Source organism: Natronomonas pharaonis DSM 2160 (assembly GCF_000026045.1).
GTDB classification, from domain to species: domain Archaea; phylum Halobacteriota; class Halobacteria; order Halobacteriales; family Haloarculaceae; genus Natronomonas; species Natronomonas pharaonis.
Genome location: NC_007426.1, coordinates 1,551,870 through 1,567,768 on the forward strand (window position 1 = coordinate 1,551,870; position 15,899 = coordinate 1,567,768).

The following is a 15,899-nucleotide window of genomic DNA, read 5'->3' on the forward strand; positions in this document are numbered from 1 at the left end:
CCGTGCGTGTCCTGAACTACCTCGAACTCGAAGCCAGGCTCCAGCGAAGCGGCATCGGGACCGCCACCCGCCAGCAGCGCCGGGCGCTCTCGCCGACCGATGTCGAGGTCGTAAAAACGCCGTGGAACGGTGCCAATCCTGCGGAGGCAGCCTTTCGGCGGGCGGTTGGTGGCCGGTTCTTCGAGCGGGTCGACCTCGCCCACTGCAACCTCGTCGGTCCCGGCTCGGCGGCCGTTGCCCGGCGGGCGATACGGACGGGGACGCCGTTGGTCCTCCATGCACACATCACGCGCGAGGACTTCGCCGGAAGCTTCCGCGGCTCGCGGGCTGTCGGGCCGGTGCTGGAGCGATACCTTCGGTGGTTCTACTCGCAGGCGGACCTCGTCGTCTGCCCGAGCGAGCATACGAAACGGGTGCTGTCGTCGTATCCGGTCGATGCGCCGGTTCGTGTCGTAACGAACGGTGTCGATATCGAGTCGCTCGCCGGCCACGAGGCGCTCCGGGACCGCTATCGGAGCCGGTTTGACCTCGACGGGACCGTCGTTTTCGCTGTCGGCAACGTCTTCGAGCGCAAGGGGCTGACAGCGTTCTGCCGGCTGGCCGAACGGACCGACTACGAGTTCGTCTGGTTCGGTCCCTACGACACCGGGCCACACGCTTCGCCGACAGTCCGCCGGTGGGTCAAGGACCCGCCGGAGAACGTCACGTTCACCGGCTGGGTCGACGATATTCGAGGTGCATACGCGGCAGGCGATATCTACCTGTTTCCGACGAAGGCCGAAAACCAAGGCATCGCCGTGCTGGAGGCGATGGCCTGTGGCAACGCGGTCATCCTGCGCGATATCCCGGTTTTCGAGGAGTTCTACACTCACGGCGAGGACTGCCTGAAATGCGACACCCGCTCGGAGTTCGAGGCGGCGATAGACCGGCTCGCGTCCGACCCTGACCTCCGGGCCCGTCTCGGCGACACGGCCGCAACGACGGCACGCGAACACGGTCTGGACCGCGTCGCTGAGGAGCTACGGGATGCCTACAGTGACGCCCAGCGGCTTGCCGGGGCGGAACACACAACCGATTAAACCCCGGTTGCCGAACGGGTCGACATGCGGACCGTCGCGGCCTTCACGGATACGTATTTGCCGACGGTCAACGGCGTCAGCTATACCGCCAGCACGTGGCGGGACCGCTGGTGTCGCCGCGGCGGTCGGATGCCGCTTGTCTATCCGGCGGCCGACGGCTACCAGCCCGAAGACGGCGAGCATCCGGTCGGCAGCGTCCGGTTCCCGTGGTATGAGGGGTTCCGGCTCGGCCGGCCAGCCGTCCCCGACGCCGTCGAGCGAGCAGCGCCGGATGTCGTCCACGCGCACACGCCGTTCGCGCTGGGGCTGGCGGCCGCACGGTTGGCCGCCCGGTCCGACGCGCCACTTATCGTGTCCTACCACACGCCGGTCAGCGAGTACGCCGGCTACGTCAGCGACGCCTTCGCCGACGCTGTCGGCGTCGCTGCCGACCGTTACGAGCGATGGTTTCTCAACCGTGCTGACGCTGTCGTCGCGCCCTCACAGACTGCTGCCGAACGCATCGACGCCGAGGAGACGCCGGTCTACGTCGTCTCCAACGGCGTCGACACCGACCGGTTCCGGCCGGTCGGAGAACACGCCGTGACAGCGTTCCGCGACCGGTACGGGCTCCCGGATGGCCCGCTGGTCGGGTATACGGGCCGGCACGGCCGCGAAAAGCGGCTCGGGGATGTATTGGCGGCAACGGCCGGCCTCGATGCCGGTGTCGTCATCGCCGGTGCGGGGCCGGCAACACCGGAACTCCGGCGGCGGACCGCCGCCCGCGAGGATGTCCGGCTACTCGGGTTCTTAGAGCGAAACGAGCTTCCGGCCTTCTATACGGCACTGGATGCCTTCGCGTTTCCCAGCCCCGTCGAAACACAGGGGCTTGTCGCGCTGGAGGCCATCGCCTGCGGAACGCCCGTCGTCGCCGCCGACGGCGGCGCGCTTCCGGAAACCGTCGACAGCGGCGAGACCGGCTGCCATTTCCCGGTCGGCGATGTTAGGGCGTTTCGGACTGCGCTCCGGCAGACACTCGCACGGACGGACGTTCTCAGCGACCGCTGCGTGGCACGTCGCGAGCAACTGGCCGTCGAGCGCGCCATCGACCGGCTTGGAGACGTCTACGAAACAGTTACGCATGCCTGAGCGGAGCGCCCGAAGAGCGGTCGCGGCGATGTGCCGGGTGTTTTAACAGCGTTCCTCGCAGATGCGGTCGACGATGCGTCCGGTCGATAGAATCTTGTCATCACCATCGCGCGCCGAGGCCCGTGCGACTTCGCAGTCGATTCCCTCCTCTGTGAGCATCTCTGCGAGCCGTTCGTCGTCGTGATGCTGGTCGTGGCCGAGGACGATAACGTCGGGGTCGATATCACGAATCGGGACGAAGAAATCGTCGGTGTGGCCGAGCCGTGCCGAGTCGACTGGGTCGAGCCCGGCGACCATCTCCCGGCGCTGTTCATCGGGAACGATAGGTGGCTGTTTGTGGGTGACGTTCTGACTGCGAGCGACGATAACGTGTAGTTCGTCGCCCATAGATTTGGCTTCGGTCAGATAGTAGAGGTGCCCCGGATGTAACAGGTCGAATGTGCCTTGGGCGACAACGCGTCTCATCGCATCTCCCGGTCGATGTCGGCCTGCGTGAAATCGAAGAACTGGTCGTCAGGCACGTCAACGGAGAGAACGTCGAGGTCTATCGGCTCCCCTTCGCGGTCGAAGGCTCGCCAGTCGCTCCGCCGGTAGGGTGCGCCGACGATGATGTGGACCTGTCCCTTGGTGAACGTCGCAAGGTCGGCGTCGCTCGGGCGTAGTACGCCGTTTGGATGTGAGTGAACAGAGCCGACGCTGTTGAGGTCGTTCGGCATATAGGTCGGTTTGAACTCGGCGCTTGTCGGGTTGGTTTTGGTTCCCGGCGCAAGCAGTACGTCGGTGATGACGGTCCCGTCGCGGTCGAGTCCCAGCGAGCGCGCGTCCTGTCCCCGAAGCTGTCCCATATACTCGTTGGGGTGTGAGTCCTCCGAAGCCTGCAGTGCAAACTGCAGCGCGTCGTCGGCGATGCCGATGACCTCTTTCGACCGGAAGAGCGTCGGCTTCCACAGCGACCCGAGCAGTCCCATACACGCAAGTGGGTTCGGACGACAACTAAGGCTTCCGGGTTCGAGGGGCACTTCGGGCAGGGTGGACAGCGCGTCGAGTTGATACAACACCCTTAAAACGTGTCGGAACCGACAGTTCCACAATGACTCACTCCGCGGCCGGCGACGCCGGCGGCAACCGCTCTGCAGAGGTCGTCTACGAGCTGGCTCCCGGTTGTACCCTCGAAGATATCGAGGCGGGGGCCGCATATCTGGCGACCGTCAACGGCGTTGTCGATTACGGCGTCTTCGTCGACCTCTCCGAGCACGTCTCGGGGCTCGTCCACGAATCGAACCTGCAAAACGACCACGATGTCGGCGACGAACTCGTCGTCGAACTCGTCGAGGAACGCGAGAACGGCGACCTCGGTTTCGAGGAACTCGACGCTGACCCCGACGAGGTCGACCGGACCTCGGTAAACGAGGGCACGGCGGCGAGAACCGGCGACCTCGCAGACCACGTCGGCGAGACCGTCCACCTCGAAGGCGACATCGTCCAAATAAAACAGACCGCCGGACCGACCATCTTCTCGCTGCGCGACGGCGACGGCGTCGTCCCGTGTGCAGCCTTCGAATCAGCCGGCGTCCGCGCCTACCCGGCTGTTGAACTCGACGACACGGTCCGCATTACCGGTGCCGTCGAGACCCACGAGGGAGCACTCCAACTCGAAGTCGACAAGTTGGTCCGGCTCCGCGGTGAGGCGGCCGACGAGGTTCGGACCGAACTCGATGCCGACCTCGAAGCGCGTGCGGCTCCCGCGGATGTCGAGCCGCTCATCGAGTGGCCGGCCTTCGAGAAGCTCCACGATGACCTTGCCGACCTCGCTCGCCGGCTCCGGCGGGCCGTGCTTGAATCGCGCCCCATTCGGCTCCGTCACCACGCCGACGGCGACGGCATGTGTGCCTCCCTCCCGGTGCAAATCGCCCTCGAACGGTTCATCGACGAGGTCCACCACGACCCCGACGCCGGCCGCCATCTGCTCAAGCGGCTGCCGTCGAAGGCCCCGTTCTACGAGATGGAGGATGTCACCCGCGACCTCAACTTCGCGCTTGAGGACCGCGAGCGCCACGGCCAGCGGCTTCCGCTGCTGTTCATGGTCGACAACGGCTCGACCGAAGAAGACACCCCTGCCTACCGTGCCGTCTCGGAGTACGACATCCCGGTGCTCGTCGTCGACCACCACCACCCCGACCCCGACGCCGTCGGCCCGCTCGTCGAACAGCACGTCAATCCGTATCTCCACGACGAGGACTACCGCATCACCACGGGGATGATGTGTGTCGAGCTGGCGCGGATGATAGACCCCTCGCTCACTGAGGAACTCGAACACGTGCCGGCTGTTGCCGGGCTCTCCGACCGCTCGAAGGCCGACGCGATGGACCAGTACCTTGAGTTGGCCGCCGACGCCGGCTACGACGAAAGCGACCTGCAGGACATCGGCGAGGCGCTCGATTATGCTGCCCACTGGCTGCGCTACCAGTCCGGTCGGAATCTCATCAAGGACATCCTGAACCTCGACTGCGACGACGCTGCACGGCATCGCGAACTCGTCTCGTTCCTCGCCGACCGTGCCGAGCGCGACGTTGCAGAGCAGATCGACGACGCGGAGCCACACGTCGAACACGAGCGGCTCGACAACGGGGCACACCTCTATCGGCTCGATGTCGAAAACCACGCCCGCCGCTTTACCTACCCCGCGCCGGGGAAGACGACCGGCGAACTTCACGACCGAAAGGTTACCGAGACCGGCGACCCGGTTATCACCATCGGCTACGGCCCGGACTTCGCTGTGCTCCGGTCCGACGGCGTCCGACTCGACATCCCGAACATGGTAACGGAGCTTAAATCGGAAGTCGACGGGGCGGGCGTCTCCGGCGGCGGCCACCTCGTCGTTGGGTCCATCAAGTTCGTTCCTGGGATGCGGGAGCCGGTTATCGACGCGCTCGTCGAGAAGATGGCCGACGCTGAACTCGACGAAGACCTCCGCAGCACGCTGGTTCGGGACGACTAGGCTACCACTGCCAGTCGGTGAGCGTCCCGTTTCTCCCGACGAACTCGAACTGCCTGACGACGAGCAGTGCCACGGCGATGCCGACCGCCACGGCACCCAGAATCCCAGCAGGAACACTCCGCGACGACGCTCCGTCGTCCCCGTGCCAATCATCGTCGAAGACCGCCGCATAGTAATCGGCGGCCGGCTCGCCCCGAAGCGCGACCAGTACCTCCCTGTTTTCGGCTTTCGCCGTCCGCACCCAGTTGAGGCTTCCAACGACGGCGGTGTCGTCAACGACGACGCCCTTCGTGTGTATCTTGTCGTACCCGGCTGGGTCGTCAATACGAACGTCGAGCGGCAGGTCGTCGGTCGCTGCCCGGTCGGTGAGCCACTCGGCGAGTGCGGCGTTGTCGTCCTCGACGTACCAGCTATCGGCGAGGTGAATACGGACCGGGACGCCGCGGTCGGCGGCTCGTACTGCCGCCCGTAACAGGCGGTTTTCGCGGCTGTCGATGCGGACCTGCTGGATGAGGATTCGCTCCTCGGCGGCGTCGAGCATCGAGACGAGTTCGTCGTCGGCGTTGTCCGGGGCGGTGAGGACCGTCGCCGAGTTGACCGAAACCGTCTCCGGAGCGTGTCGCTTCTCAAACCCGCCGAGTGCGGGGTCGCCATCGACAAACGACCGGCCGGCGCGGTACTCCTGCCACGGCGTCGCGGCGCGCCACGACCAATCGGACTCGAAGACGGCTGCCAGTTCGTCGGCGGTCGCCTCGTCGTCAAGGCGGACGCCCCACCCGCGGCTCGACATCCCGCCGGTGCCGGCCGGCTTGAAATTCTCCGTCGTGACGAGCGACCGGTCGTCCGCGAGAGCGTACTTCGGGTGGTGATGTCGGTAGCGGCTGTGGTCGCCGGCCAGGAGGCGAACGTCGACACCGGCAGCAGTGAGCCGGTCCAGCAGGCGCGCCTGCCGGTCTGTCATCCCACCGACGGGTGCGCCGTCAAGCAGGAGGCGGACATCAACCCCGCGGTTGGCCGCCGCGACGAGCGTATCGGCGATGGAATCGGAGCCGAACGTGTAGCCGGCAAGCCACAGCCGGTTCTCAGTCCCGGAGAGCGATGCTTCGACGAGGTCCGGCGAGTCGGGAAGGACGAAGGCAGTCGCCTCATCTATGTGGGTTGAGACCGGCCTATGGTCGGTCGCCCCGAGCGGTCGCCACGCCGCCGCCTCGAAGTCCCGAATCTTCGAGTCCGGAGCCCGTCGGTAGCGGGCGGTCGACACGGCCCGACCGTCGGCGCGGAGTTCGAGCCGGTCGCCGTCATCGGCCAGCAGTAGTCGCCCTTCGACCGGCTCAACGCGGTGGTCGGTGTAGTTCCGTGCGACGCCCGGCTCGGGGGAAAACGCCACCGTGCCTGACATTGTTCGGTTGGGCAGTTGGGCTGTCGCGTGGCCGTCAGTGAGGGTCCAGTTTGTCGTATCGGTCGGTCCGTCGAATCTGACGGCGACGAACTCACCGGGGTCGCCCCGGGGAACTGGGCTGGGGAATGCTTCGACGAGCGTGGCGTTCGGCCCCGCCCCCACGTCCGGAGCGGCGGCGTCGCCGTCGGCGACTACACCTGCCGGAAAGCCTCCAAGGGCGACGACAGCAGCCGCTGCAAGGACAAGCATAGCGACCAACAGCCGACCGTTTTCGGGCACGAGACCCTCTGGTCCCGTCTCCGTATATAAATCGTCGGCGAGGAAGCGTCGTCAGGCGGTTGCTTCGCGGGCCTTCTCCGCCTCAAGCTGGACGGTGTAGACGCGGTCGTCGTCGTAGGCGGCAGCAGCTTCGAGTGCTCGCTCGGTCCCGATTTGGACGAGCGCCCATGCCGCGGAGGCACGGACCTCTGGAGGCTCGTCGTCATCGCCGAGTACGTCTTCGAGAGGGGCGATAGCCCGCGTGTCGCCGATGAGGCCAAGGCCGCGGGCCGCCATCGACCGGACCATCGGCTCCTCGTCGGCCAACGCGTTCGCCAGCGGCTGGGTGGCCTCCTGGCTGCCAATTTCGCCCAGTGCGCGGATCGTCGCCTTCTGGAGCGGCGGGTTCCCGCTGTCAACGAAGTCGGAAAGCGTCTCGACGGCCCGCTCGTCGCCGATCTTCCCGAGTACCTCGATAGCGCCGACCTCACGGCGCTGTGCGAGCTGGTTCATCTCCTCGAAGGCCGCCTCGGGGCCGAGCCGGCTGAGGGCATCGATGCAGTTTTCCTGCATGAAATCCGAATCGAGCTGCTCGAAGGCCATAAGGATGCGCTCGGGGTCGTTTTCGGCCTCGGCGATGCGGACGACGTTGAGTTCCGGCGGGAAGTCCCGGCGGTTCTCGGCCGTCAGGCGGTCGTAGAACCCCTCGCGCCGGAGCTGCTCGGCGACCTCAAGGTCGCTCCATTCTTCGGCATCGTCAAGGTCGCTTTCGAGGTCGTCGACAGCATCCAGCAGCGCCGCAATCGTCTCGGCGTCGTCGTCAGCATCAAGGCGACCGTCAGCGGCTGTCTCGGCGACTGTCTCGACGGCGTCAGCGAACGCGTCGATATCGTCGCCGGCTTCGAAGTCGGTATCGAGCTGCTCGCCGGCGGCGTCGAGGAACGTCTCGACGGCTGCTTTGACGGCCGGCCGGCCGTCCCGAGTCCAGCGCGTGCTGCGTATCTGTCCCGCCGCACCGTTGGCGTCGCTCGCCACGTCGTCACCGTACGGACCGCGCTGGTCTTCGATGCCGTCGCGGATGTCGCTAAGACGGTCCACAAGCGGCTCCTTGGGGTCGTCGGGCTCTTCGTCCTCGTCGTCGGGCTCTGGAACGGGGAACTCGACCGTTTCGAGGTCAGCCTCGACATCGTCAGCGTCGGCCTCGACGGCATCGAGGTCGTCCTCCGTCGAGGCGTCCTCCAGCGCCGCCTCGATGTCGTCCAGCCGTGTCTCGAACTCCTCGATACTAATATCCGGGTCCTCGCCGTCGGAGGCCGCCTCGTCGGGGGCGTCCTCGGTGCTCTCGTCGTCCCCGTTGCTCATGGGGTAATCTGCGTCGGACCGAATCAAGAGCGTTTCCCTTCGGTACTCCGCCAGTAGGCTACCGGAGCGAGCAGCAGGTATCCGAGGGCAAACACCAGCAGCACACGAGGGAAGGCCCGTCCGAAGGCCGTCGGAAAGAGCACGACGCACGCCTGCAGGCCCCCGAGAATGAGCGCATCACGGGCGTACAGCTCCGGATAGGTAATCGACGCCACCATCAGATACGCGAAGGCAGCAGTCGCTGCGACAAACACCGCAGGGTCGGTGACGCCAGCCAGATGCAGCACCGAAAGCACTGTCGCCGCGAGCGTCGTTTGAACGCCGACCGTCTCCGGTGCTCCATCGTCTTCGAGCAGATAGAAGCCAAGCCGGACAACGGCCATCGCGACGTACAGCGCCGCGACAACGACCGCGGCGACAGCAAGCGGCTCATCGAGTGTGACCTCCCCGCCGCTCGCCAGCGCGTAGACGAGCACCGCGGGCGCGACACCGAATGACGCCACATCGGCGAGTGAATCCAGTATCGGCCCCACCGGCGTACCGCCGCGGAATCTCGCGATGACGCCGTCGAGGCCGTCAGCGATGGCCGCAAGCAGGATGAGCCGGGCCGCCAGCTCGGTGTCGAACACCGCCACGGCAGCGGCGATAAATCCCAGCGCCGCGTTGGCGACGGTCACGACATCGGCGAGCCCGAGCTGACCGAGGAACCGCGGCTGCATAGCTCTATCTCGCCGGTCGGAGACACCGACCTTAGTACGTTCGCTTCCGTTCCGGAACCGAGGTACCTTTAGTTCGCGGTGACGAAGCGCCGATTATGGACAGACGGGCGTTCCTCGCAACCACTGGCGCTGCGGCAGCAGCCTCCGTTGCCGGCTGCCTCGGTCGAGGGCTCTCTGATGAGGACTTCGACATCGGCATGTCGGCGAACGCGTTCCTACCGGAGGAGTACGAAATCGACGTCGGCGAGACCGTGGTCTGGGGAAACAACGGCTCCCGGGGCCACACCGTCACCGCCTACGAGAACTCGATCCCCGAGGACGCGACGTACTTCGCGTCCGGCGGCTACGACGACGAGGGGACGGCACGCGACGACTGGCACAACACCGCCGGCGGGAACATTCCTCCAGGAGAGACGTTCGCACACACGTTCAACACTCCCGGTGACCATCACTACGTTTGCATCCCGCACGAGCCGGGAGGGATGATAGGCGTAATCCGCGTTCGGGAGCCGTAGCGACAGGTCACGCCCGCCACGGCTCGCCCAGCTCGTCCCGGGAAGCGGTGTCCATCTTGCCGTCCCGAAACACCGAGACGCGGCCGTTTTTGCCGCTCAGCGTCACGGTCGCAACGACCTCCGGACGGAGCGATGTCTCAAGCGCACTCATACAGAGGGGGCGCGGAACCCCACGGCTTTAGCCGTGGGAGGAAGCGCGTCACTTGTGAATCTAACTACGCGCTACAGCACGACTGGGTTTCAAATCCCTCTTTTCAAGTAATACTCAGACAAATCAAATGCTAGTGCCAGCGAGCCACAAGTGTTCGCAGGTACGGGCGGTCGTCAGCCCGCTCTGAACTCGGGGCCGACGAAGCGAGCGTGCTACCCTGTCCACACTGGGCACGGGTTCTCCGCACCCCACACAGGGTTCGAGTGGAGGTCACCGAGAATTAAATCGGCGTGCCCCATCGCCTCGCCCTCGCAAGAGCGCGAGAGTGCCTCTCCATAGGTCAGTACCCACGGTCGTTTGAAGCGGACGTGGAGTACCCGAGTGTGGAATAGAGTAATTCCACACGGGGAATCGACGGGTTGCAGTCAGCCTACGACGATACGGTCGCTCGGGCCGAAACCCCACTACGGGTGGAAGCCCACGACTTCACTCGTGGGTAGCTGACGTGCCGTGCGCCCATCCAGTTCTCGTAGGCAATCTCTTCAGTAGCGACGAACGCCGGGTTCCGAAAGCGGACCAACTGCGGCTCGATGTGTCCGTCAACACCGACGACAACAGCGCCATCGGCGTCCATTCCGACTTGCCAGCTAGCATCAAGCAGCGCCGCCTCGTCGTAGACCGTCGGACACGTTTCGGTCGGCCAGCGGTAGTCGCCCATCGGGTCGGCGTAGTCGCCGTACCCCCGGTCAGCGATGACAGCGAAATAGAGGCCGGGGCCTTCGGCCCGGGGGGACTCCCACTCGTCAAACGTCCGGCTGATGCTCTCCAGACAGTATTGGAGCCTAGCAACGACCTCAGTGACGCTGTCGTGGGAGTGATACTCGATTTCAAGCGACGGCATGGCTGTAGAGAGGACTGGGGGTCGAATAACGCTTTTCGAGTACGCAGCAGCGGCCGGTCGGCTCCAGCCGTCCTTATCTGTCTTCAATATCGTCCAGTAGAACCGATACTGGGCGGGACGAACGGCACCACATGGAGAAGCCAGCGCGTCTCGCAGCACTGCTGGTCGTAGTGGCCGCATTCACGCTTGGGGTAATGGTATCTATCGGCGCGCCGGGGGTCGCCATCGTTTCCGGACTGTTCGGCGCGCTCGTACCCGTTGGGGTGATATACGGGGTTATGGTGGGCTAACCGATTTGCGAAGAACCACACGCACCAGCGGTCGCTTATGGGCGGGTACCTGGGGTACCAAAACGTTTAGAAGTAAAGTGGGTTCGGGCAGTATTGAACTGCCCGCGGGCGGTTTTGGACTTATTCGCGTTCTGATTCATTGTTGAGTGAAAGCTTCTCAAGCTGTGGTCGACGGCGATTCTCCATCTTCTCTCGGCGGGCTGCCTTGTCGTAGTGCTTCTCGATGGTCCGCAGCGAAGCGTTGACTCGCTCGGACGTGTCGTTCGGATCGAAGCCACGATCACGATGGAACGTGATCGCACCCGTCCGAACAGCGTGCGGGCTCCTCGAGGACGGACACTTGCTCGAAGCCGCTGAGGATGTCCAGTCGCAGAACTCTCGGCGCTTGTCGTGCGGGCACGGCTCGTCGGTATGCCAGCATGGCTGGGTCGCCTGGTAGACCCACGCCCGAACCGTGTTCGTCGACGGCCGGGCCTGCTGCGACCGCGTCGTGAACAGTGGCGCACGACCCTCCTCGTCGTGCTGCTCGATCCGGTGCTCCTCGATGTAACACTCAAGCGCCTCGGCGACCACCGGCAGAATCGCAACGTCCCGCTCGCCGTCCTGCTTGTTCTTGAGCGGTGTTCCCTGCCGCGGCCGATGCCGGAACTCAAGGACGTGAAACTCGCTATCGAAGTCCTCGAGGTCAAGCGCTCGAATGCCCCCGATTCGAGCACCAGTGTGCCAGATGACCTCCAGAATGGCGTGCCACTTCGAGCCGAAGAGGTCGTTCGACTTATCGCGAAAAAACAGCAGCAACTCCGTCGCATCCTCAGTCGAGAGCTTCTCATCGCGGGATTGCTCTTCCACGGTCGCGCGGGGGACGTGGACCGATTCGTGGAAGCCCTCGGGGAGCGCTCCGATGTCCTCACAGAACTTAACGAAGCGCTTGAGAAGGCCCATCTGGTTCTCGAGGCTGGTCGGTTCGATCTCGGCAGCGCGGTCGTCCTGGTAAAGCTCGAAGTCGATCTTCTCGAGCTCCGAAACCTGCTCGATGCCTTCGGCGTCACACCACTGGACAAACTGCCGAAGGTCCAGACGGTAGGTCCGGACCGTCGACTCTGCCTTATCGCGGCGCATCCGACGGACGAACCGCTTGACGGCATCGGAGACAGAGAGCGCTTCTGGGTCGGATCGGCGAGTCACGCGCCACCTCCCGGCAGCTTCGAGTCCGAGCCAGCCTCGATGAGCGGCACATCCGGGACGTAGTCGACCTCGTTGCTGTGCCAGTAATCGTCCGACTCGACAGCGGCACGGGCCTCGCTAATCGAATGGTACGCACGTTGCGGGCGACCCTCCGAGTCGACCGTGTAGTGAATATGTGTCTCGACAGTCCGGTTACTCGCCATCGTCGACGGCCTCCCGAAGTGTTGTCTGTGGCGTGTCGTCGATGACGGTAACTTTCCCGTAACAGCACTGCGGTTCGCGTCGGCTGTCGTAGTATGTGGCTTCGACGCGGAGGTTTCGCGGGCTGGCTCCGTGTTCGAGAATCGCCTCCTTAACGGCATCCTGTGCGAGACCGGCGAGCAGCTTGGCTTTTGATTCGCGGTCTCGCCAGAATGGGCAGTTCTCCCCGCCCCGTTTCTGCAGAATCTCGTCGAACGTCATTCTGCGACCACCTCCTGTCGTCGAACTGAGTCCCGCAAGGCGACTGAATCGACCTTCGAGCACTCGTAACACAGCTGGCTGTGTGGGTGGTCTCCGTCGCGACCGTCGATGGTGAACGTCTCAAGCTCGACGGCGTCGCGGTCGAAGGTCTCCCCGCAGTGCGTGACGCCGAGCAAAGACTCAACGCAGAAGCCGTTATGACCGTTGTCGAGATTGACGACGTAACCGGTCGTCATCAGTCATCGACCTCCGTTGGCCGCGCGGCGCGTTCTTGAGCGATTAGCGCGACAGTAACGATGAGCCCGAAGACGATTCCGAGCCCAGCGACCATCTCGCCGAGCGCTCCGAACCACAGCTGCGAAGCGGCCCACGTCACACCGCTCGCACCAGCGACGGCGAGCGCGACGATGGGAACAGCGTCATCCATCACTCGCTCACCTCCCGCCCGCCGACCGTTGCTTGGTCGCTGTACGCCGCGAGTGCAGCTTCGAGGATACCCGTCAGGTCTCCATCGATGGATTCGTCAATCGCTCTGTCGACGGTCTCTTGAATCTCATCGCGGGCCCTGTAGTCGACCGTGAGATCGGCTTCTTCGATGGCCTCGTCAATGAGTTCCTCAAGACGCTGTTGGTCGATATCGATAGCCTCCTGCCGAATCTTCTCCGCGTACCGATAGGCGATACCGCGCGTCATCGGTCCACGCTCCGCCCGCAGCGCGGGCAGTGTTGGATGTCGCTCTTGTCGTCGACGATGACCTCAAACTCAGCATCGTAGAGGCCGCAGGTGACCGTCACCGGCTCTGCTGTGGTGCTCATTCGCACCACCCCACGATGCTGATTTGGTCGCCATAGCGTTCCCAGAAGGTGCGGTTGCCTTCCGAGACCATCAGCGCGGTGTCGCCATGCGGCGTTTCGAACTTGAAGGCGTGCCGCTGTTCGCTGTCGGGTTGCTGTGCGTCCATACCAGAGCCGTCGGTTGTCGGTTTCATAACGTTCTGAGGGTGATTTTCGAAAACCAAGCGACTCCGCCAGAAAGCAGCGCGTCGGCGCTGCTGCTGGACAAAATCGGCGATTTTCGATATCTTTCGATAGTTTCGATTCGGCCCAGTCGCGCCCCGAGACTTATGCCGGGGTAGGTCGTTGCGTCTCATGTCGCGTGGATTGACGACACCCGGGCGGTGTTGGTCCCACCGCGCGGGACTCCTTTTCAGAGGCTCCACGCCGAGAGGCCCGAGTGTCGACAGTTATGCATCAAACGTTGCAGGTATAAATATTTACGTGGTAGCTTGCATTAGTGCGAGATATAATGCAGCAGTTCACACTACCGGTGCGATTAAGCGTTTGTTACGAAACTAAGTACGTATGCGCCCGCGGGTGCCGTGGATGAACGAAACTGACGACGCCATCCTTGAGTTCTATCTGAAGCTCGACGAGGCGGATGGCCTCCGGGTTGCGTTACCACCGACGGCAGTCTGGTACAACCTCGTAAAAAAGGAGGCGTTACTCGACAAAGGCTCGAGTACCATATCGCGCCGGATGTCGCGTCTCGACAAAATCGGTCTACTCAATCTCGTTGACAGCGACCGTGCGTACTACCAGTTCACAGATAAGGGCGCGGCGTATCTCGCGGGCGACCTCGAAGCCGACGAGTTGGAGCTTCCGGACGAGTAGGTATTCAACCACTCGGCGACAGGCTGAATATCCGCCTTTCGCAGCCCGATGCTTATACCGAATGAGAAAGCGAAAATGTGCATGGAGTATCGGGACCGGTGTCTCAAGACGAAGGGCGAGTACTGCCACAGCTGTGGCGTCCGTCAAAATATCCAAGTCCACCACATCGACGGCGACCACTCAAACAATGGCCTAGATAACCTCGTCCCGCTCTGTGCGAACTGTCACAGCAAAGTCCACTCGGGTGAAATAGACTGGCCGCCATCACGGTACAGGAAACTCGAAGTTGAACTCTCCGAGGAAAATTACGATGCGGTTAGTGGGGCTGCTGGCTCGCTTGGAACAGAACCAGAATGGCTGATTAACGCCATCATCGACAGGTTCCGGTCAGAGGGAGGTCTCCAGCAGGTCAGCACCGAGCGCCTTCGCTCCTACGAATCAAGTGAACCGGAAACAGAAACAAACGGTATCGAGTCAGAGCACGCAGCAGCAGTCTACGATATTTTAGAACCAGACGAATGGATGACGATAGGCGAGTTGTACGAGAAGTACTGTACAGAAGTCTCAAATCCAAAATCGAAGAAAACCGCAAAACGGTACATTCTGCGTCTCTGTGAAAACGGTATGGCAACGAAGCGTGGGAGAGCAAAGGGAAGGAAGTACAAAAGGGTCAGATAGCCCGATACCGCCGGCCTCGCTTCTCGCCTTTCAGTTCGACCAGATTGTATTCGGCAATCTTGCTCAGATAGTTCGAGACAGTTGTTTTCGTTCTTGCCTCGTCGACGCGCTCAGAATACTCCGGATAGAGCTCTCCCATCGGGAGCCAACCGCCGTCCTCTTCGAGCACATCGTAGATGACTCGTTGGTGGCGATTTAGCTGCGAGATAGCCTTCTGCCGGATGTTCTCTTCTGCTTCGCTGACGGCCTCGTCAACGTAGTCGGATTTGATGCTGGTGCTGTCTCGCTCGGCTTGCTTCGCGGCCTCGGCGAGCGTCCGGATCGCCACGCGGGCGTCGCCGTTAGAGACCTCGGCGATCTCCCGGAGCACGCCATCAGTCAACGACCCCGCTTCGAGCCCGACCTCGGCGCGACGGTCAAGAATGTCGACAAGCGTCGCTGTTGAGTAGGCTTCGAACTCGATGCGCCGGCAGCCACGCAGCCGCGAAACAACACGTCGGTCGAGCCCGTCCAGCAGTTCCCGCTCGCGGTTACAGATGAGTATCATGTAGACGTGGTCGAGCGTGGTGAGCTCGTAGAGGATATCCTCGCGGCAGTCGAGTTGGTCGGCCTCGTCAAGGATGACGATGTACGGCCGGTCGTCGACGTTGCGAAGCCGACGAAGCAGTTCGTCGTGGGGAGTGCTGTGCTGCTGGATATCCATCGACTGGCCGATACCGTCGACCAGCTGCAGCAGCGCGGCGAAGCGGCTGGAGTGTTGCCAGCAGTTGATGTACTGCGCTCGCACGTCGACGAGCGACCGGCGAAGCTGTTCGACAGTGTAGCGCGCGCAGGCGGTCTTTCCTGCACCGCTCGGTCCGACGACGATAGAATGTTCTCCACGGTAGCCGTCCAAGAGTGGTTCGAGCGCGTTCGAGAGGGCATTTAGCTCGTTATTCCGACGAAGAATTTCGCTGGGGACTGCTTCAACGTCGAGGGCGCGGGCGTCGACGATCATCTTCTATGCGGCTGCTTTCATCGGTGGGCCTTCAACGTCAGCCGTGCGGGGCGGAAGTGGAAGGGTCCATTTAATTACGGTTCGATAGTGGAATCCTATGTCGGCAC

The 15,899-nt window shown here is 63.4% G+C and carries 22 protein-coding genes and 1 pseudogene; 7 read left to right on the plus strand and 16 right to left on the minus strand.

What is annotated here, in order from left to right:
• Positions 1 to 2: 2 nt before the first annotated feature.
• Both NP_RS07970 and NP_RS07975 read left to right on the plus strand, forming a co-directional pair.
• Positions 3 to 1,079, plus strand: a complete 1,077-nt coding sequence (locus NP_RS07970) for a glycosyltransferase family 4 protein (RefSeq protein WP_011323321.1) — start codon at positions 3 to 5, stop codon at positions 1,077 to 1,079.
• 24 nt (positions 1,080 to 1,103) lie between these two features.
• On the plus strand, positions 1,104 to 2,207 hold the full coding sequence (locus tag NP_RS07975; RefSeq protein ID WP_011323322.1) for a glycosyltransferase family 4 protein: 1,104 nt from the start codon (positions 1,104 to 1,106) through the stop codon (positions 2,205 to 2,207).
• 42 nt (positions 2,208 to 2,249) lie between these two features.
• Here NP_RS07975 and NP_RS07980 read toward each other — a convergent pair whose 3' ends face one another.
• Both NP_RS07980 and NP_RS07985 read right to left on the minus strand, forming a co-directional pair.
• Positions 2,250 to 2,672 carry an adenylyltransferase/cytidyltransferase family protein gene (locus NP_RS07980; RefSeq protein ID WP_011323323.1) on the minus strand — a complete coding sequence of 141 codons (423 nt, stop codon included), beginning with the start codon at positions 2,670 to 2,672 and terminating at the stop codon, positions 2,250 to 2,252.
• Positions 2,669 to 3,175: a Mov34/MPN/PAD-1 family protein gene (locus NP_RS07985; protein ID WP_011323324.1), complete on the minus strand. Its 507-nt coding sequence runs from the start codon at positions 3,173 to 3,175 to the stop codon at positions 2,669 to 2,671. The genes NP_RS07980 and NP_RS07985 overlap by 4 nt, the downstream gene beginning before the upstream one ends.
• A gap of 122 nt (positions 3,176 to 3,297) precedes the next feature.
• Between NP_RS07985 and NP_RS07990 the strand changes: the two genes are divergently transcribed.
• Positions 3,298 to 5,205 (plus strand): DHH family phosphoesterase, encoded by a 1,908-nt coding sequence (locus tag NP_RS07990; RefSeq protein WP_011323325.1) that lies wholly within the window; start codon positions 3,298 to 3,300, stop codon positions 5,203 to 5,205.
• A gap of 1 nt (position 5,206) precedes the next feature.
• On the opposite strand, the gene NP_RS07995 is transcribed toward NP_RS07990, so the two are convergent.
• The 3 genes from NP_RS07995 to NP_RS08005 are packed head-to-tail and all read right to left on the minus strand — an operon-like array spanning position 5,207 to position 8,943.
• Entirely contained in the window at positions 5,207 to 6,883 is a 1,677-nt protein-coding gene (locus NP_RS07995; protein WP_049939579.1) for a phospholipase D-like domain-containing protein, read from the minus strand.
• A gap of 51 nt (positions 6,884 to 6,934) precedes the next feature.
• Positions 6,935 to 8,224 (minus strand): HEAT repeat domain-containing protein, encoded by a 1,290-nt coding sequence (locus NP_RS08000; protein ID WP_011323327.1) that lies wholly within the window; start codon positions 8,222 to 8,224, stop codon positions 6,935 to 6,937.
• 23 nt (positions 8,225 to 8,247) lie between these two features.
• Positions 8,248 to 8,943 (minus strand): protein sorting system archaetidylserine synthase, encoded by a 696-nt coding sequence (locus NP_RS08005; protein ID WP_011323328.1) that lies wholly within the window; start codon positions 8,941 to 8,943, stop codon positions 8,248 to 8,250.
• A 95-nt stretch (positions 8,944 to 9,038) separates the two neighbouring features.
• Here NP_RS08005 and NP_RS08010 point away from each other — a divergent pair, with 95 nt between their 5' ends.
• Complete coding sequence (locus NP_RS08010; RefSeq protein WP_011323329.1) at positions 9,039 to 9,458, plus strand: plastocyanin/azurin family copper-binding protein; 420 nt, start codon at positions 9,039 to 9,041, stop codon at positions 9,456 to 9,458.
• A gap of 7 nt (positions 9,459 to 9,465) precedes the next feature.
• On the opposite strand, the pseudogene NP_RS14770 reads toward NP_RS08010, so the two are convergent.
• Together NP_RS14770 and NP_RS08015 are read right to left on the minus strand one after the other, a co-directional pair.
• Positions 9,466 to 9,609: pseudogene (locus tag NP_RS14770) on the minus strand (hypothetical protein); the annotation flags it as partial.
• A gap of 430 nt (positions 9,610 to 10,039) precedes the next feature.
• Positions 10,040 to 10,510, minus strand: a complete 471-nt coding sequence (locus tag NP_RS08015) for a hypothetical protein (protein WP_049939580.1) — start codon at positions 10,508 to 10,510, stop codon at positions 10,040 to 10,042.
• A gap of 131 nt (positions 10,511 to 10,641) precedes the next feature.
• Here NP_RS08015 and NP_RS14590 point away from each other — a divergent pair, with 131 nt between their 5' ends.
• Positions 10,642 to 10,800 carry a hypothetical protein gene (locus tag NP_RS14590; RefSeq protein ID WP_158303759.1) on the plus strand — a complete coding sequence of 53 codons (159 nt, stop codon included), beginning with the start codon at positions 10,642 to 10,644 and terminating at the stop codon, positions 10,798 to 10,800.
• A gap of 120 nt (positions 10,801 to 10,920) precedes the next feature.
• Here NP_RS14590 and NP_RS08020 read toward each other — a convergent pair whose 3' ends face one another.
• The 8 genes from NP_RS08020 to NP_RS14595 are packed head-to-tail and all read right to left on the minus strand — an operon-like array spanning position 10,921 to position 13,408.
• Positions 10,921 to 11,985 carry a tyrosine-type recombinase/integrase gene (locus tag NP_RS08020; RefSeq protein WP_011323332.1) on the minus strand — a complete coding sequence of 355 codons (1,065 nt, stop codon included), beginning with the start codon at positions 11,983 to 11,985 and terminating at the stop codon, positions 10,921 to 10,923.
• On the minus strand, positions 11,982 to 12,188 hold the full coding sequence (locus tag NP_RS08025) for a hypothetical protein (protein ID WP_011323333.1): 207 nt from the start codon (positions 12,186 to 12,188) through the stop codon (positions 11,982 to 11,984). Before NP_RS08025 ends, NP_RS08020 begins: the two co-directional genes overlap by 4 nt.
• Positions 12,178 to 12,447: a hypothetical protein gene (locus tag NP_RS08030; protein ID WP_011323334.1), complete on the minus strand. Its 270-nt coding sequence runs from the start codon at positions 12,445 to 12,447 to the stop codon at positions 12,178 to 12,180. The genes NP_RS08025 and NP_RS08030 overlap by 11 nt, the downstream gene beginning before the upstream one ends.
• The gene (locus NP_RS08035; RefSeq protein WP_011323335.1) at positions 12,444 to 12,683 is read right to left on the minus strand and encodes a hypothetical protein; all 240 of its coding nucleotides are present in this window, start codon (positions 12,681 to 12,683) and stop codon (positions 12,444 to 12,446) included. Before NP_RS08035 ends, NP_RS08030 begins: the two co-directional genes overlap by 4 nt.
• Complete coding sequence (locus tag NP_RS08040) at positions 12,683 to 12,874, minus strand: hypothetical protein (protein WP_011323336.1); 192 nt, start codon at positions 12,872 to 12,874, stop codon at positions 12,683 to 12,685. The genes NP_RS08035 and NP_RS08040 overlap by 1 nt, the downstream gene beginning before the upstream one ends.
• Complete coding sequence (locus tag NP_RS08045; protein WP_011323337.1) at positions 12,874 to 13,140, minus strand: hypothetical protein; 267 nt, start codon at positions 13,138 to 13,140, stop codon at positions 12,874 to 12,876. The genes NP_RS08040 and NP_RS08045 overlap by 1 nt, the downstream gene beginning before the upstream one ends.
• Entirely contained in the window at positions 13,137 to 13,262 is a 126-nt protein-coding gene (locus tag NP_RS15100; protein ID WP_011323338.1) for a hypothetical protein, read from the minus strand. The genes NP_RS08045 and NP_RS15100 overlap by 4 nt, the downstream gene beginning before the upstream one ends.
• Complete coding sequence (locus tag NP_RS14595) at positions 13,259 to 13,408, minus strand: hypothetical protein (RefSeq protein WP_158303760.1); 150 nt, start codon at positions 13,406 to 13,408, stop codon at positions 13,259 to 13,261. Before NP_RS14595 ends, NP_RS15100 begins: the two co-directional genes overlap by 4 nt.
• A 400-nt stretch (positions 13,409 to 13,808) precedes the next feature.
• Between NP_RS14595 and NP_RS08050 the strand changes: the two genes are divergently transcribed.
• Together NP_RS08050 and NP_RS08055 are read left to right on the plus strand one after the other, a co-directional pair.
• Positions 13,809 to 14,117, plus strand: coding sequence for a hypothetical protein (locus NP_RS08050; protein WP_049939584.1), 309 nt, complete (start codon positions 13,809 to 13,811; stop codon positions 14,115 to 14,117).
• Between the two features lie 81 nt (positions 14,118 to 14,198).
• Complete coding sequence (locus tag NP_RS08055) at positions 14,199 to 14,795, plus strand: HNH endonuclease signature motif containing protein (protein ID WP_049939586.1); 597 nt, start codon at positions 14,199 to 14,201, stop codon at positions 14,793 to 14,795.
• Here NP_RS08055 and NP_RS08060 read toward each other — a convergent pair.
• Positions 14,788 to 15,792 (minus strand): Cdc6/Cdc18 family protein, encoded by a 1,005-nt coding sequence (locus NP_RS08060; RefSeq protein ID WP_011323341.1) that lies wholly within the window; start codon positions 15,790 to 15,792, stop codon positions 14,788 to 14,790. The two genes, NP_RS08055 and NP_RS08060, sit on opposite strands and share 8 nt — an antisense overlap.
• Positions 15,793 to 15,899 lie beyond the last annotated feature (107 nt).